Origin of the sequence: Microbacterium aurantiacum, from assembly GCF_002872075.1 — a bacterium.
GTDB classification, from domain to species: Bacteria; Actinomycetota; Actinomycetes; order Actinomycetales; family Microbacteriaceae; genus Microbacterium; species Microbacterium aurantiacum_A.
On sequence record NZ_PGGU01000016.1, the window covers coordinates 585,778 to 602,066 of the forward strand.

17 protein-coding genes are annotated in these 16,289 nt (G+C 66.8%); 10 read left to right on the forward strand and 7 right to left on the reverse strand.

The genetic code is table 11. From position 1 onward, the window contains the following. On the reverse strand, positions 1–924 hold the full coding sequence (locus tag CUR96_RS13585; protein WP_102193809.1) for a helix-turn-helix domain-containing protein: 924 nt from the start codon (positions 922–924) through the stop codon (positions 1–3). Between the two features lie 90 nt (positions 925–1,014). On the opposite strand from CUR96_RS13585, the gene melA reads away from it, so the two are divergent. Next, entirely contained in the window at positions 1,015–2,415 is a 1,401-nt protein-coding gene (gene melA / locus CUR96_RS13590) for an alpha-galactosidase (RefSeq protein WP_102193810.1), read from the forward strand. Positions 2,416–2,435: 20 nt separating this feature from the next. Here the strand turns inward: melA and CUR96_RS13595 are convergent, their stop codons facing one another. Next, complete coding sequence (locus CUR96_RS13595) at positions 2,436–3,077, reverse strand: TetR/AcrR family transcriptional regulator (RefSeq protein ID WP_102193811.1); 642 nt, start codon at positions 3,075–3,077, stop codon at positions 2,436–2,438. Positions 3,078–3,142: 65 nt separating this feature from the next. Between CUR96_RS13595 and CUR96_RS13600 the strand changes: the two genes are divergently transcribed. From CUR96_RS13600 to CUR96_RS13630, 7 genes are all read left to right on the forward strand, one after another. After that, a complete protein-coding gene (locus CUR96_RS13600; RefSeq protein ID WP_102193812.1) occupies positions 3,143–4,573 on the forward strand; it encodes a purine-cytosine permease family protein in 1,431 nt (476 codons plus the stop codon). Continuing rightward, a complete protein-coding gene (locus tag CUR96_RS13605; protein ID WP_102193813.1) occupies positions 4,570–5,334 on the forward strand; it encodes an MBL fold metallo-hydrolase in 765 nt (254 codons plus the stop codon). Before CUR96_RS13600 ends, CUR96_RS13605 begins: the two co-directional genes overlap by 4 nt. A 98-nt stretch (positions 5,335–5,432) precedes the next feature. Further along, positions 5,433–5,804, forward strand: coding sequence for an ArsR/SmtB family transcription factor (locus tag CUR96_RS13610; protein ID WP_102193814.1), 372 nt, complete (start codon positions 5,433–5,435; stop codon positions 5,802–5,804). Between the two features lies 1 nt (position 5,805). Further along, positions 5,806–6,786 carry an SRPBCC family protein gene (locus tag CUR96_RS13615; RefSeq protein ID WP_102193815.1) on the forward strand — a complete coding sequence of 327 codons (981 nt, stop codon included), beginning with the start codon at positions 5,806–5,808 and terminating at the stop codon, positions 6,784–6,786. Between the two features lie 305 nt (positions 6,787–7,091). Continuing rightward, entirely contained in the window at positions 7,092–7,292 is a 201-nt protein-coding gene (locus CUR96_RS13620; protein WP_102193816.1) for an aureocin A53 family class IId bacteriocin, read from the forward strand. 97 nt (positions 7,293–7,389) lie between these two features. Beyond that, positions 7,390–7,923 (forward strand): PH domain-containing protein, encoded by a 534-nt coding sequence (locus CUR96_RS13625; RefSeq protein WP_180969035.1) that lies wholly within the window; start codon positions 7,390–7,392, stop codon positions 7,921–7,923. Further along, the gene (locus CUR96_RS13630) at positions 7,916–9,538 is read left to right on the forward strand and encodes a PH domain-containing protein (protein ID WP_180969036.1); all 1,623 of its coding nucleotides are present in this window, start codon (positions 7,916–7,918) and stop codon (positions 9,536–9,538) included. Before CUR96_RS13625 ends, CUR96_RS13630 begins: the two co-directional genes overlap by 8 nt. Positions 9,539–9,547: 9 nt before the next feature. Here the strand turns inward: CUR96_RS13630 and CUR96_RS13635 are convergent, their stop codons facing one another. Continuing rightward, on the reverse strand, positions 9,548–10,210 hold the full coding sequence (locus tag CUR96_RS13635) for a response regulator (protein ID WP_102194024.1): 663 nt from the start codon (positions 10,208–10,210) through the stop codon (positions 9,548–9,550). A gap of 244 nt (positions 10,211–10,454) precedes the next feature. On the opposite strand from CUR96_RS13635, the gene CUR96_RS13640 reads away from it, so the two are divergent. Further along, positions 10,455–11,651: a sensor histidine kinase gene (locus CUR96_RS13640; protein ID WP_180969037.1), complete on the forward strand. Its 1,197-nt coding sequence runs from the start codon at positions 10,455–10,457 to the stop codon at positions 11,649–11,651. Between the two features lie 165 nt (positions 11,652–11,816). On the opposite strand, the gene CUR96_RS13645 is transcribed toward CUR96_RS13640, so the two are convergent. From CUR96_RS13645 to CUR96_RS13660, 4 genes are all read right to left on the reverse strand, one after another. Beyond that, positions 11,817–12,590 carry a ribonuclease H family protein gene (locus CUR96_RS13645; protein ID WP_102193820.1) on the reverse strand — a complete coding sequence of 258 codons (774 nt, stop codon included), beginning with the start codon at positions 12,588–12,590 and terminating at the stop codon, positions 11,817–11,819. Between the two features lie 150 nt (positions 12,591–12,740). After that, the gene (locus tag CUR96_RS13650; protein ID WP_102193821.1) at positions 12,741–12,968 is read right to left on the reverse strand and encodes a hypothetical protein; all 228 of its coding nucleotides are present in this window, start codon (positions 12,966–12,968) and stop codon (positions 12,741–12,743) included. A gap of 35 nt (positions 12,969–13,003) precedes the next feature. Next, a complete protein-coding gene (locus CUR96_RS13655; protein WP_102193822.1) occupies positions 13,004–14,146 on the reverse strand; it encodes a thiolase family protein in 1,143 nt (380 codons plus the stop codon). A 22-nt stretch (positions 14,147–14,168) separates the two neighbouring features. Then, positions 14,169–15,326 (reverse strand): acyl-CoA dehydrogenase family protein, encoded by a 1,158-nt coding sequence (locus CUR96_RS13660; RefSeq protein WP_102193823.1) that lies wholly within the window; start codon positions 15,324–15,326, stop codon positions 14,169–14,171. A 97-nt stretch (positions 15,327–15,423) separates the two neighbouring features. On the opposite strand from CUR96_RS13660, the gene CUR96_RS13665 reads away from it, so the two are divergent. Next, positions 15,424–16,005: a TetR/AcrR family transcriptional regulator gene (locus CUR96_RS13665; RefSeq protein ID WP_245861318.1), complete on the forward strand. Its 582-nt coding sequence runs from the start codon at positions 15,424–15,426 to the stop codon at positions 16,003–16,005. Positions 16,006–16,289 lie beyond the last annotated feature (284 nt).

Genomic DNA, 16,289 nt, shown 5'->3' on the forward strand with positions numbered 1-16,289 from the left:
TCAGAGAAAGCGGGAACGGTACCGCCCTGGCGAGATTCCGCATCGTTTCGTGAACTGGGCGTAGAAGCTGCTCTGAGAACCGAAGCCGGCGGCATGTGCGATCTCGCTCGCCGACATGGTCGTGGTCACCAGCAGACGCTGCGCCTCCGCGACGCGACAGCGGACGAGATACTCCGCGATGGTCGAGCCGACGGCCCTGCGAAAGAGCGATGTCGCGTAGTGGGGGTTCAGGTTCGCGGCCGAGGCGATGTCCACCACTGAGATCTGCTCGCGAAAGTGGGCCACGGTGAACCGCGCCATCTCGGTCACTCCTCGCATCGAATCGGACGAGACATTCGGAGGGCCGGCCATCTCGATCGAGGTCTGCTCGCCGCTGTGGTGTTGCCGGTGGAGGAGACGACGGATGAGTGCCTGGACCTCGAGCAGCGCGATCGTCTCGAGACCGTCGACGCCCACCTCCTGCTGCCAGGAGGTGAACATCCCTTCCAGATCGCGGGCGACTGTGGTCGCCGGCGCGATGATGGGCCGGTTCAGCAGCACCTCGCTCAGATCCGACATGGGGAGGTTCCAGCCCAGCACGGTCGTCAGAGGCACGTGGATCCAGCACATGTCGCCGTCCGCTCCGGCATCCGTGGAGACGAGGCGGTGCGGAGTCGCGCCCCAGAACACCGCCAGTGATCCTGCCGGAACAGAGATCCGCGTCCCGCCGAACTGGTAGTCCAGGCTTCCGCGCAGAACGATGTTGATCTCGAGGTCGTCGTGGCGGTGCGCCAGCGGCATCACCGGTGCGGCGCCGCGGTGGATCCAGAGGTGCGCCCCGGTGGCCACGACGGCACCGTCGCCCTGCAGTTCGGGAGCTTCACCAGGTTCCGCGGCGGAGTCGACGGAGTGCAGTCGTCTCGGCGCCTGCTCGCGAGCGGTCATCCAAAGAGTCTACGGAGCCACCTGAGAATTCAGGAAGATCAGACATGAATGGAAGAGGTCATGCCCGAATTCGAATCCTAGGCTCGCACCATGACTGCAACGACGCGCAATCCCAAGATCACCATCATCGGAGCAGGGGGATTCGTCTTCCCGTTCCGCCTGATCGGCGACATCCTCAGCTTCCCGGCGCTGCAAGGAAGCACGCTCGCCCTCATGGACCTCGACGCCGACCGTGTTCACCGCACGGCGACCGCCGCGCGGAAGCTCATCGACCACCACGGGTTCGGAGCGACTGTCGTCGAGACCACCGATCGGCGCGAGGCGCTCGCCGACGCGGACTTCGTCATCATCACCTTCCAGGTGGGCGGCATCGATTCCTATCGCTGGGACGTCGAGATCCCGCGCCGGTACGGAGTCGACCAGGCCGTCGGCGACACCGTCGGCCCTGGGGGCGTCTTCCGGTTCCTGCGCTCCGTGCCGGCGTACGAGGCGATCGCCTCGGACGCGCTCGAATTGTGCCCGGATGCGCAGTTCATCAACTACGCCAACCCGATGGCGATGGCGACCGCCTTCCTGAACGCGAAGGGGCTCAACACCGTCGGCCTGTGCCACAGCGTGCAGGGCACCACGCACATGCTTGCGAGATCTCTGGGCGTCCCGTACGAGGAGGTGTCATTCCTGTCGGCCGGTATCAACCACCAGGCGTGGATCCTGGAGTTCTCGCGTGCCGGCGAAGACCTGTACCCGGAGTTGCGACGCGTCATGTCGGAGCGTCACCGAACCGGGGTTGCTGCTGGAGGGCTTCACGAGGATGACGGCGACCACAGCGAGGTGGCTGAGGTGATGAGCAACTACGAGGGCGGAAACGAGCAGGTGCGTACCGCCCTCATGAACACCTTCGGCTACTTCGAGACGGAGTCGAGCCACCATGCCTCGGAGTATCTTCCCTACTTCCGCAAGGACCCGGAGACGGTGCTCCAGTTCATCCCCGAGCGCTGGGACTACTACGAGATCTGCCTCGCCCACGATGAGGAGGGGGATGTCGATGAGCAGCTGGAGCGGCTGAAGACCGACCTCTCGCCATCGCTCGAGTACGGCGCCAGCATCGTGAACGCGATGATCACCGGAGTGCCCGCCGTCGTCTACGGCAACGTGCCGAACGCGAGGGGGCTCATTCAGAACCTTCCGGCTGATGCGTGCGTCGAGGTGCCGTGCGTCGTCGACAGGAGCGGCGTGCAGCCCACCGCGATCGGCAGCCTGCCGCCGCAACTGGCGGCCCTGAACCGTACCAATATCGGTGTGCAGACTCTCGCCGTGCACGCTGCCCTCACCGGGAACATCGAGCACGTCTATCACGCGGTGGCACTCGACCCTCTGACGGCGGCGAAGCTCACCCTCGACCAGATCCACGCCATGACCGACGAGCTCCTTCTCGCCCATGCGGCACTGCTTCCCCCGTCGCTTCGTCCGTGGTCAGAGCCGGTCGGATAGCCCGCGACTGCGCATTCGGATCATGTCTGCGCGACGTCTGTGCTCCTCTGCATCGACCGATCGACACGTCCGAGGATGGCTGCCGCAGATCGACGGAGCGTGCTCGCGGTGAGCGGGTCATCGATGTCTCGCATCGAGGCATGCGCGCTCGTTCCGTCTATCAGCGCGAGGAGCTGCCAGGCGGTCGCCTGCGCGTCATCGACGTGGAACTCACCGTGGCGCACCCCTTCTTCGACGATGTCGCTGATGAGCTGGTGCCATACGGCGGCTTGCTCCCGGAGCGCCGACTTTAGATGGGGGTTCCGTCGCGCGATCGCCCAGCTTTCGACCCACATGAAGTTCACCGCGGCGTACTCCTCGCTCAGGGATGATTCGAGCACGGCGTCGAGCTTCTCTATCGGTCCGGGCAGGCTCTCGAAGGCCTTGATCATCGCGCCGTACTCGTCGGCGGCGAGAGCCGTGTAAGCCTTCGAGATGAGTTCGTCGAGCGAGAAGTAGTGAGTGACGAGGCCGGGTGTGACCTGGGCAACCGCGGCGATCGGTCGTACGGCCAGCGCCCCAAGCCCATCGGCACGAGCGATCTGCTTGGCTGCGCTCAGGATCTCGGCTGCACGCTCCTCGGGTGACAGCCGTACCCGCGTGCTCGCGATCTTCGTTGACATGTCTTCATACTCTCACTACGCTCGCCCTATTGGTCAGCGGTTTAATAGACGATGGAGACTATGAGATGAGCAGCACGGGCACCAATCGAGTCGCCACGGATACCGCGGGTCACATCGAGATCGGGGGCATCGACTACATCCCGGATGGCCAACGTCACGGTCGCCCTGCCGGCCTCTTCGGCATCTGGGCCGCTGCGAACGTCACGTACCTCTACATCGTCTACGGCGGGTTGCTCGTCATCCTCGGGCTGCAGGTGTGGGAAGCGCTCATCATCTGCGTACTCGGGAACCTGTGGTGGTTCGCCGTGGGCTGGGTCTCGATCTCGGGGCCAGCGGCGGGCACCCCGAGCGTCATCATCATGCGGGCGATGTTCGGCGTTCGCGGCAACAAGCTCTTCGGGGCTGGGCTCGGGGCACTGATCGCGATCCTCTTCGTGATCTTGAACGTCACCTTCGCGGCGCTCGCGTCGACGGCTCTCTTCGCCGCTCTCGGGATCGATGTGACACCAGCGGGCGAGCTCCTTCTGCTCGTCGCCGTGGCCGTTCTCAGCCTCACGCTCAGCGTCTTCGGCCACGCCACCATCGAACGCCTGAGCCCGTACATCTCCGCCGCGGTCGGCGTCTGCTTCCTCGCCGCGGGTATCTTCGTACTCAACGCCGCCGACTGGGGCTACCAGTCGCCGGCTCTCGGCGCCGGGGAGCGAGTCGCGCTCTGGCTGCTCGGACTGACGATCATCGCGTCCGGGCCGCTCTCGTGGTACACCAGCGCAGATTTCTCTCGGTACCTTCCGGCCACGAGTTCGAGGAAAGCCATCGTCGTCTGGACTGCGCTGGGTGGACTCATCCCCTCGGTCCTTCTCGGAGCGCTCGGCGCGATCGCGGCGACGAGCATCGACATGAACGACCCGCAGACCACGATCGCCGCCATCGTTCCCGCATGGTTCTATCCCGTGTTCCTCGCGGCCGTGATCGTGGGAAGCATCGCCAACAACGCCCTCACCGCGTACTCCGCCGGCCTCTACGTGCAGACCTTCGCCCCCCGCATCCGGCGCTGGGTCACGGTGACGATCGTGGGGGCGGTGTGCGTGCTCACGTCGGTGTACCTTCTCTTCCTCGCCCCTGATCTCCTCGAGACACTCAACTATCTGATCGAGATCTCGGTCGCTGTCATGGGGCCGTTGCTCGCGATCTACGTCGCCGACATACTCCTTCGCCGCAATGCCTATGACGGCCTGAAGTTGAGCCGCACCGACGACGCGAGCCCCTTCTGGTTCCGCGGAGGGTGGTCGCTTCCCGGAACAGCTGCCATGCTGATCGCCACAACGGTGGCGTTGCTGATGGTGAACACCACCCTGTATGTCGGCCCGATCGCGGCGGCTCTCGCAGGAGCCGACCTGTCATCGATCGCGGGACCCCTCATCGCGGCCGCGGTCTATGCCGCCTTGTGGCAGCGCGAGCAGCGCATGTCGACCGACGCTGCAGGCGTCACCGCATGACGCTCCCCCTCGTCGCCGACTGGTTCCGAATGCGTGACGTCGCCCCCGGGCTCACGCAGATCGACGAACCGCACGCGCACGAATTCGTTCGCGGCAACATCTGGTGGCGACAAGGCCGGGACCGCGACCTCCTCGTCGACACCGGACTGGGGGTCGCCAGCCTGAAAGAGGCGCTCCGATCGATGGCATCCGCACGAGGGTGCGCGTGGCGCGAGCCGATCGTCGTCCTCACTCACGGACACCTCGATCACGCGGGCGGCGCCGCCGAGTTCGCGGACGTTCGAGCACATCCGGGCGACGTGCCCGCAGCCGTGACCTCGCTCCACGGCCCCACCTTCGCCCGGGAACTGGGAGTGAAACCGGACCCGTTGCTCCCCGAAGGGATGCTGGTATCAGCGTCTCCGCGAATCGCGTGGGATCCCGGACACCACGACGTCGGGGAGATCACGGCTGTCCTTGTGGAAGCAGGACACATCATCGACCTCGGGGATCGGCAATACGAGGTTCTCCACCTCCCCGGGCATACCCACGGCAGCATCGCGCTGCTCGACCGAGCCAACCGCGAACTGTTCTCCGGCGACGTCGTCTACGACGACCATCTGCTCGACGACCTCCATGAATCAGACTCACATGCCTATCGACGATCCATGGACATGCTCGGAGAGCTCGACATCGACGTCGTCCGCCCCGGCCACGGATCCTCGTTCGACCGCTACGTCCTCCACCGCATCATCCGCGCATACACGTCTGGCAAGAACTGACGGGACCAAAGGCATCCCAGGTCTCATGAAGAGGCCAACCGCAACTCCGACAAGAATCCTCTTGACACGGCATCCACTCTGACGTAACGTACAACCAAATGGTTGTACAAAGAGAACTCAGCGAAGCGGAGATCGACCGTGTGTTCCACGCATTGGCGGCCTCGACCCGACGGGACATCCTCCGCCGGACGATCGAGCGAGAGCAATCGGTGTCGACCCTCGCGGTCGACTACGACATGTCGTTCGCGGCGGTGCAGAAGCACGTGGCCGTGCTCGAAGCCGCGAGCCTCATCATCAAGCGCGCCGAGGGACGCGAGCGGCTGGTCCGCGCGAATCCCGAGATGATCGCCCGGGCCAAGGCGCTCCTGGCGCGCTACGAAGAGCTCTGGCGTGCGCGCATCGCCCGCCTCGACGATCTGCTGGCGGAACCGCCGGCACCCCCCACCGCACGAACCGAACAAGGAGAGTGAAATGCCTGTCACCGACGTCACGACCGACACCGAGAACCTGACCATGACGGTCACCGCGGATTTCGCGGCACCCGTCGACCGCGTCTGGAGCGCCTACAGCGACCCGCGCCAGCTCGAGCGCTTCTGGGGTCCTCCCGGATGGCCGGCCACGTTCACCGCCTGGGACCACACCGTCGGCGGTCGCGCGAACTACACGATGAACGGACCTCGGGGCGAGCGCTCCTCCGGCACGTGGGAGTTCCTCGCGATCGAGGCGCCGAGCCGCTTCGAGGTGATCGACTCCTTCGCCGATGACGAGGGGAAACCGCTGGAGGACTTCCCCGCGACGCGGATGACGTTCGCGTTCGAGCCGACCGATGAGGGCACCCGCATGGTGTCGACCAGCCACTTCCCATCTGTCGAGGCGATCGAGCAGCTCGTCGAGATGGGCATGGTCGAGGGCCTGAGGATGTCGATGGCTCAGCTCGACACCGTCCTGCAGAACCTCCGCGACTTCGCGCAGGGCAAGGGCACCGAGGTCGAGCTGCTCGACGACACCCACGTGCGCATCACTCGCCTCGTCAACGGTCCGCGCGAGCTCGTTTGGCGCGCCTACAACGAGGAGGACCTCATGCGGAAGTGGATGCTCGGCCCGGACGGGTGGGAGATGACCGAATGCGTCATCGCCACCGCCCCGGGCGAGAAGCACCGCACCTCATGGGCACCCACCGGTGGCACCGAGGGAGAGGCGTTCGGCTTCGAGGGCGAGGTGCTGCTCGTCGACGCGCCGCGTCGCGCCGTCACGACCGAGCGGATGATCGGCACCGACGGTCCCGAGACGCTCAACGACCTCAACCTCTACGAGGAGGACGGTGCGACCCTCATCACGCTGCTCATCGAGTACCCCGACAAGGAGACGCGCGACATGATCCTCGCCACCGGCATGGCCGAGGGCATGGAAGCCTCGTACGCGCGCCTCGAGCAGGAGCTGCTCACGGTCTGACCGTTCACAACTCCTCAGAAACCGGCCGGTCCCCTCGGGGATCGGCCGGTTTCTGCGTCTGCCGCCGGATTCGTGAGGAGTTGTGAACGGAGTGCACCGAGCCCGGATGCCTTCCGCACCGCTTCCGCCGAAAGACGCAACCGCGCCCGCGCGCGATCCCAAACCCGTGCATCTTCAGAGCCGACGGTGCCGCCCTGGGGTGGCCCGGGTTCCATCTCACGCCGGAAGTCCGGCCCCCTCGCCGATTCGTAGCTTCGAGTCGCGGCACCAAAGTCGGGCCGCGAAACCAACGATCGGAGAATCACATGGGTTGGCTCAAATGGGCGAAGAAGATCTACGAGCTCGTCAGGTACATCGGTGGCAAGGTCGGTTCGTGGGGCGCCGCCAAGACCAAGAAGATGATCGCCTGGGTCTGGGACAACAAGGGCACCATCTACAAGTGGCTTGAGCGCGGCTCGACGATCGCGTGGATCGCCGGCGAGATCTACCGCCGCCTGTTCGGCTGAGCATGTCGACTCGGTGCGGCCGGCGCATCCCGCCGGCCGCACCGAATCATCCTTTCGACGGTAGAACTGCGACGAGCAAGGACGAATGATGGTAGTCATGACGACGGACCGGATGACACAGACGGATGCCGCGGGGCGACACCGCATCCCTGGACCGCAGAGCCACGGCACGCACCGCCTCGCACCCTCGGCGCTGCGCTACCAGAACACGTCCGACATCATCCTCGCCGCCGTCGGCACTCCCCTTCTCGCGGCTGCCACGCTGCTCATCCCCGACCTCACCTGGCGCCTCTGGATCCTCATCGGTCTGGCTTTCTTCACCGTCGTCGGACTCGTCATCGACATCCCGTTCGTGAACAAATGGGAAGTGCGCAACACCTCGTACACGGTCACCCCAGAAGTCGTCTTCATCCGCCGCGGACTGCTCGTGCGCCGCACCACCACACTCTCCACGGCGCAGATTCTCAACGTCGAGATCGTGCAGGGACCGCTGCTGCGGGCGTTCGATCTCGTCAAGGTGCGCTTCACCTGCATCGCCGACGTCGAAGGCATCACCGGCATCACCGAAGATGCCGCCCGCGAGATCCGCGACACCATCCTCTCTTCGCAGAACGGCACCGACCGTGTCTGAGCGCGCTTCCGCTCCGACCGAGGCATCCGAGCGACTGCCGCTGTCCTATCTCGGCGCTTCGTATCTCGCCCATGCCGTCACCACGATCGGCACGGTCGTGGCCATCACGGTGTTCCTCCTGAACCCGGATATCTGGCCCGGGCAGTGGGCCATCGCCGTCTTCGCCGCGATCTTCCTGTTCCGGATGATCGACCCCGTCTACGAGTGGGGCACGACCCGCATCCGCCTGTCGGCGCACGAACTCACCGTGACGAACGGCTTGATCAATCGCCGCACTCGCAGCATCCCGTGGCATGCCGTCCGCACGGTCGACAGCACGGCACCGTGGGCGCACCGGCTCTTCGGCCTCGTGCGGGTGCGCGTCGCGCAGGGAGGCGATCTCAGCACCCAGGTCACGCTCGCCGGCATCACCCGCGAGTTGCGCGACACGATCCTCGAGTACTCGCGGGTGCCTGACACCGGCACCGTCGAACGTGATGCGGATGCGGATGCTGATCAGGCAGAGCACGGCTCGCCGGTGCCGACCGCGCAGAACGCCGCCCCCGCTCGAACGGCTCGCGACGAAGCGAAGCATCGGCCCCAGAGTGCCATCGGCACCTCGGACAGCGTGCTCTACCGGGCGACGCTCCTGGATCTCATGGTCGCCAGCATCCTCTTCGGCCGCTTCGCCCTCATCGGCGTCGCGATCGCCTTCGCTCTCTACGAGCAGCTCGAAAGGTTCGGGCTCCTGGGAATCCTGACGTTCTTCCAGGGCGGAGGAGCGATCGGATTCGCGGTGTTCGTGGCGCTCGTGATCATCGGGATCGGCATCACCGCCAGCGTCGTCCGCTACGCGCGCCTGGAGGTGCGTCGTGCTTCCGACGGCGCCATCGTCGTCTCGTACGGACTGGTCGAGACGCACGAGCGCGCCATCGACACCGCCGCCATCACCGGGGTCGTGCTGCAGCGGAACATTCTCGAGATGCTCCTCGGACGGGTCCGGCTGGCTCTGCTCACCACCGACACCAGTCAGCAGTTCGGCACGAATCTCCTGCTGCCTTCGCTGCCCCGCAACACCGTCGCCCGCATCCTCGCTGCCGGGTTCGGCGACCGGGTGCCGGAGAGCAACCTCGCCACTCGTCGCCGACTGCCACTGCTGCCCGCGCTCGTGTTCGTAGTCGTCACGGCTCTCGCATCTGCTCTCGGCTGGTGGCTGCACAGCACCGGCGTCGCCCTCGGGCTCGCGATCATCGCGGGACTGATCGCCTGGGCTGTCCTCGTCGTCTTCGCAAGGCCTCTCGTCACGCGGCTCGACTACGACACACCCCGCGGCACCGTCGCGCTGCGGGCGTTGTTCATCGTCGACCGCGAGACCTACCTCGATGCGCTGGCCATCCACCTCGTCAGCGGCACGGCCGTCGGTGGACGCACCCGATACGTCACCGTGCACTACTACGCGGGAGAGGCGCGTCAGCGCGGCAGCGTGTGGTTCTCCGAGCAGGAGATCGACGCGCTGCAGAACCGGCTCGGGGATCGCGAGCAGCGCGCGGACCGCATCCGCAGGGCGCGCGAGCACGCCGCCGCACGGCGGGAGGCGCTGAGCGAGATCGACGCGCTGGTCGGCACCAAGGAGTGAGCGGCGTCGTCAGGTGATGTCGACGAGGCCGGCCTTGGCGGCCTTGACGAGCACCTGAACGCGGTCGCGCACGTTCCACTTGGTCATGATGCGGCGCAGATGCGACTTGACCGTCGCCTCCGACAGGAAGAGCCGCTGGGCGATCTCGGCGTTGGACATGCCGTCCGCGAGCAGCTGGATGACATGCTGCTCACGCTGTGAGACCGTCTCCGACGCGCTGAGCGGAACCGACGCCGGCACTGCGGCGTGCTTCGATACGGAACGGACCAGCTCCTGCGCGACAGAGGGCGAGAGCACGTAGCCACCCTCCTGGGCGTTCCGGATCGCCGACACGATCTGGTCGGGCTCGGTGTCCTTGACGAGGAAGCCGACGGCGCCGGCGCTCAGCGCCTCGATCACCGCGTCATCCGAGCTGTACGTCGTCACGGCGATCACCCGGGTACCCGGTACCTGTTCGCCGAGCTGCCGGATGGCGGTCAGACCGTCTCCTCCCGGCATCCGGAGGTCCATCAGCACCACATCCGGCTGCAGCTCGAGGCACCGGGCGACGGCGGACGGCCCGTCCTGCGCCTCGCCGACCACGCACATGCTCGGGGCGGTGTCGACGAAGATCGTGAGCGCGCGCCGGACGAGAGCCTCGTCATCGACGATGAGTACACGGACGTCACGCACGTGCACAGTTTAGGCAACCGGGTGACGAGAACACATGGGGAGATGTCCCCAGGTCCCGGCGGAGCACCGCAGCGGACCGGTCGTGATCGAGAATGCGTCGAAAGGATGAATCGGCCGGCGACCGCTCCGTGCCAGGATCATGCATGGCGGATCGGATCGGTCGGCTATCGGAACACCCGAAGGAGAGTGCCGTGATCTTCATCGTCCCCGTCAAACCGAGCCAGATGTGGCCACTCATCTGTCAGTGGCTGCGGATCTGTCACTGAGCGAGGACCGCCCGGTCGCACTGCTGCGACCGGGAACGGCGCTCCGCGTCGACTTCTGGACGTTCATCCCGCTGGCGCGCTCGGTGCGGATCGTGCTGGTCATCCTCGTCTCGGTGACCGCGGTGACCGAGGCGTTGCTGCGCGCGTCGGGCGAGCTGGGCGGAGGGGCGCTCTCGTTCGCGTCGTCGTTGCTGGTCACCTTCAGTCTGCTGCTGATGGCCTGGTCTCCGCCGGTCTCGGCCTCCGCTCTTCTCCTCGCCGGCTTCGTAGCCGTCGCCGCAGGGGAGGGTGGGAGCTATCTCACCGCGCTCTCGGCCGGCGTCGGACTCGTCCTCTTCACCTGCAGCGTGGGCCTCTCGTTCGCGTTCTGCGCGGCGGCCCTGGCGTGGATCGTCACCATCACCGTGATCCCACCGGGGCTCCGCACCGGCGGCGTGCTCACGGTGTTCGTGATCGCCCTGCTGTCGGCGGTCGTCGGCCGGGGCATCCGGATGGTCGTGGACCGCAACAACTTCCTGCGACGGGAGCTCGATTCGCAGTCGGAGCGGCTCGAGCTCGAGCTGCAGGCCGAGCGGAACCGCATCGCCGATGAACTCCACGACGTCATCGCCCACGACATCGCCATCGTCGCCATGCACGCCAGGGTGCTCGAGCGCTCGGACGACGCCGCAGTGCGTTCCGCTTCGCAGCGGGCGATCTCGGATGCCGCAGGGCAGGCGCTCGCCGACACGCGGCGCATCCTTCATCTGATCCACGGCAGTGCGGAGGTCCCGGAACCCTCTCGCGCCGCGACAGCCGACATCCGCACGGTCCTCGGCGAGCTGGAAGAAGAGCTGCGTGCCCTCGGCGACGACGTCGTGCTCGAGATCACCGACGGGCCTGCGCTCGCGAAGAGCATCGATGCAGCGCTCGCGCGGGTCGCCCGCGAGGCCGTCATGAACATCATCAAGCACTCGGCGTCGCCGCGCACGGTCGTGCTGCTGCTGACGTTCCCCCGCGACACCGTGACGCTGCGCGTCGTGAACAGCCCGCATCACCCGGGCACGCCCTCTCTCTCGTCATCCGGGTTCGGTCTCGCACGACTCAGGGAACGGGCGGAACTCCTCGGCGGGACCTTCCGTGCCGGCGCGGCCGAGGGAGTCTGGTCCGTGGTCGCGACTCTGCCGCAGCGCTGAGCCGAGAGGATTCCGCGTCATGCCGTGGGCCTGCGGGGCATGCAAGAGGGGGCGCCGACGGTGCGCGGTTCATAACTCAGGAAGATCGAGTTGTTTCTTGCCGAATCAGCCCGCTGTGCGGGTCACGGCGGGCAGTCTTCCTGAGTTGTGAACGTCGACCGAGGCTCAGATCAGCCGGCGCAGCGCTTCCTCGAGGGAGGTGCCCTGGGCGGCGGCGCGATCCTGCAGTCGGGCGTGCTCCGGCCCGGAGAGCGTGAGGCGCACCTCGATCGGATCCGCCGAGGGAGCGTCGAGTCCGTCGAGGAGATCGGCCGTCTCTGCCCAGAGCGGTTCCGCGGTTGCGCGGGGGGCGGATGCCGCGGGCCGCTGCTGCGAGACGGCGGCATGGTCAGTCGAACTCGCGGCGTCCGGTCGCCCGGTGGTGGCCCCGGCCGCGACGGCGGTCGATGCGGCGACCACGGCTCCCGCGCCGGCGGCGTTCACGAATCCCGGTCCGCGGCGCGGCTCGATCTTTTGCTGATAGGCCTTCGCTGCAGCGTTCGCCCGCTCATCGGCGGCCTCGTTCAGCGGATGGCCGGCGTGCCCCTTCACCCACTGGAATTCGATGTCGCGTCCGCGGATCTCGACATCGAGGGCCTCCATCAGCTCGCGGTTGAGCACGGGCCCGCCGTCGGACTTGCGCCAGCCCTTGCGTTTCCAGCCCGGCATCCACTTCGTGATCGAGTCGATCACGTACTTGCTGTCGCACTCGATCACGAGCTTCTCGTCGCTGCCCGCCGTCGCCCGCAGCAGTTCGAGCACGGCCTGCAGTTCACCCTGGTTGTTCGTGCCGTGCGGTGATCCGCCGGCCGCCCAGTTCTCGTCGTCGATGTACCAGGCCCAGCCGTTGGGGCCGGGGTTGCCCAGGGCGGAGCCGTCTGCGGCGGCGGTGATCGTCATCCCTCAACCGTAACGGTGGCCGGGTGGTCGCCGCGGCGCGTCGGGGTGCGCGCTTCCCGCGGAGAATCGCACCTTCTTCGGAGGAATCCTGCGGATTCGTCCGAAGAAGGTGCAGAAGTCCGAAGAACGCGCAGGTGGCGCCTCGCGCGCTCAGTCCTCCGGATGCTCCGGCTCGGCGTTCTCGATCACGACCGCCTCCGGAGCTGGTGGCGCGACCGGGAAGACGATCGAGCTGACCGAAGCGCCGAGCCCGACCGTCAGCGGATCGACCGATGAGGTCGACAGCGTGTCGACCTGATCTTCGTCACCGCGCGGCTCGGCGGGGAGGCCGGCCCACACGTTCTCCTGCTCTTCCGGGCGATTCTGGAACAGTCCCATGAGTCCATTGTGCGCCGCTTCCGCGGCAGCCGCTCTCAGAGAAGTTCGTACACGGTGGCGTTGGCCATGCCGCCGCCCTCGCACATCGTCTGCAGCCCGTAGCGGATGTCGTTCGCACGCATGTGGTGCAGCAGCGTCGTGGTGAGCCGCGCTCCGGATGCTCCGAGCGGATGCCCGAGTGCGATCGCACCGCCGCGCGGGTTGACCTTCGCCGGATCGGCGCCGGTCTCGTGCAGCCAGGCGCCGATCACGGAGGCGAATGCCTCGTTGACCTCGAACGCCCCGATGTCGTCGACCGAGAGCCCTGCGCGCTGCAGCACCTTCGCGGTCGCCGCGATCGGACCGGTCAGCATCATGATCGGATCCGACCCCACCACCGCGACGCTGTGCACGCGCGCGATCGGAGTGAGCCCGAGAGCGGCAGCCTTCGCGCTCGTCATCATGAGCACCGCGGCCGCACCGTCGGAGATCTGCGAGGCATTGCCTGCGGTGATCAGCCCGTTCTCGATGAACGGGCTCGGCAGGGTCGCCAGCTTCTCGAGCGTGCTCCCGGGACGGATGCCCTGATCCGACACCACATCACCGACCGGGACGATCTCGTCGTCGAAGAGGCCGCGCTGCGCAGCATCCGCCGCCTTCGCATGCGACTCGACGGCGATGCTGTCCAGCTCCGACCGGCTGAGCCCCCACTTGGCAGCGATCAGCTCGGCGCCGACGCCCTGGTTGCCCAGATCGGGGTAGCGCTCGTGCATGAGCGTCCCGAAGGGATCGAGGCCGCCCGTGCTGGAGAACATGGGTGTGCGCGACATCACCTCGACGCCGCCCGCGATCACGACATCCGCGTATCCGGCGATGAGGGATGCCGCGGCATCCTGGATCGCCTGCTGCGAGGAGCCGCACTGCCGATCGACCGTTCGCCCGGGGACCGACTCGGGGAGTCCTGCCGCGAGCACGGCGTTGCGACCGACGTTGAACGACTGCTCGCCGACCTGCGACACGCATCCCCAGATGACGTCGTCGATCAGTGCCGGATCGATTCCAGTCGAGGCGATGAGCGCGCGGATCGGGTAGGTGGACAGATCGACCGAATGGATGCCGGACAGCGAGCCCTTGTCGGGTTTGCCGACACCGACGGCGGTGCGTTTGGCGGCGACGATGACCGCGTCATTCGTGCTCATGAGGGCGAGCCTACTCGCGGATTCAGAGCCCGAGGCCGCGCGCGATGAGCATGAGCTGCACCTCGCTGGTGCCTTCGCCGATCTCGAGGATCTTCGAGTCGCGGTAGTGCCGGGCGACCGGGTACTCGTTCATGAATCCGTTGCCGCCGAAGATCTGGGTCGCATCGCGGGAGTTGTCCATCGCGGCCTCGCTCGCGACGAGCTTCGCGATCGCGGCCTCCTGCTTGAACGGCTTCCCGGCGAGCAGGAGGGCTGCCGCCTGGTAGTACGCGCGGCGTGCGACGTGAGCGCGGGCCTCCATACGGGCGATCTTGAAGGCGATGGCCTGGTGGCTGCCGATGTTCGTGCCGAACGCCCGGCGCTCCTTGGAGTAGCGGACGCTCTCGTCGACGCATCCCTGCGCGGCGCCGACCGCGAGGGCGGCGATCGCGATGCGTCCCTCGTCGAGGATGCGCAGGAAGTTCGCGTAGCCGCGGCCGCGCTCGCCGAGGAGGTTCTCCCGCGGGATCCGCAGGTCGTCGAAGGCGAGGCCGTGGGTGTCGGAGGCGTTCCAGCCGACCTTGTCGTAGGGCGGGGCGACGGTGAGTCCCGGGGTTCCCGCGGGCACGAGGAACGTGGAGATCTCCTTGCCTTTGGCTGTTTCGCCGGTCACGGCGGTGATCGTGATGAGCGAGGTGATGTCGGTGCCCGAGTTCGTGATGAACTGCTTGCTGCCGTTGACCACCCACTCGTCGTCGTCTTCCTTCGCGGTGGTGCGGGTGCCGCTGGCGTCGCTGCCGGCATCCGGTTCGGTGAGGCCGAAGGCGCCGAGCTTCTCACCCGAGGCGAGCTGCGGGAGCCACTGCTGCTTCTGCTCCTCGGTGCCGAAGCGGAACACCGGCATCGCGCCGAGCGAGACGCCGGCCTCGAGCGTGATCGCGACGCTCTGGTCGACCTTCGCGATCTCCTCCAGAGCGAGGCAGAGGGCGAAGTAGTCTCCGCCCATGCCGCCGTACTCCTCGGGGAAGGGCAGGCCGAACAGGCCCATCTCGGCCATGCCGGCGACGACCTCGTAGGGGAACGAGTGCTCCCGGTCGTGCCGGGCCGACACCGGGGCGACGACCTCGTTGGTGAAGTCGCGCACTGCGGCGGACAGCTCGCGGTACTCGTCGGGAAGCTCGGACTGAAGCGACTCGGACATGGGACCCCTCGGGCGCGTTTGGTGAACGGTCGATAACTGAAACTTAAGGTTATCGAGCGTTTACCGGAATGTCCAGGGGCGGTAGCATCGGGACGTGATGGCAACGGCGCGGGCGACAGGGAAGGCGCGGACGCGTCGACGGTTCCTTGATGCCGCGGCGCGACTCTTCGCCGAGCGCGGATTCCACGCCGTCTCGATCGGCGAACTCGGGGCGGCGATCGGCGTCAGCGGTCCTGCGCTCTACCGGCACTTCCCGAGCAAGGACGCGATGCTCGAGGAGATCCTGCTCGGCACCAGCGAGTACCTCCTGCAGGGCGGCAAGGACATCACCGGGGCTGAGCACGAGTCCGACGACGAACTGCTCCGCAGCCTCGTGGACTTCCACCTGGAGTTCGCGCTCGCCCACCGTGACGTCATCCGCGTGCAGGACCGCGAGCTCGGCAACCTCCCCGAGGAGGCGAATCGGCGCGTGCGGATGCTGCAGCGCCAGTACCTCAATCTCTGGGTTGAGGTCATCGGCCGCATCCGACCGGCCGTGCCGGCCGCCCACCTGCAGATCGTCATGCACGGGGTCTTCGGTCTGCTCAACTCGACGTCGCACAACTCCGACGTCGCGGACTCGGACGACGTGCGCGAGATCCTCGCGTCATCGGCGCTGCGCGTGCTCGCCGCGTCCTGAGGGCGTCCTCGGCGAGTCGGCGTCGCGCTGCCACACTGTTGAGGTGTCACCTGTGGTCGGAATGACCAGGTGATACCGGCCATAGGTGCCACCTGAGGTTTCGCGTCGATGCTCGGGGTGACACCTGTGGTCGGTATGGCCCGGTGATACCGGCGATAGGTGCCACCCGAGGTTCGGCGTGGATGCTCGGGGTGGCACCTGTGGTCGGTATGGCTTGGTGATACCGGCCGTGGGTACCACATGAGGTTCGGCGTTGGTGGTTGGGGTGTCACCTGTAGTCGCTA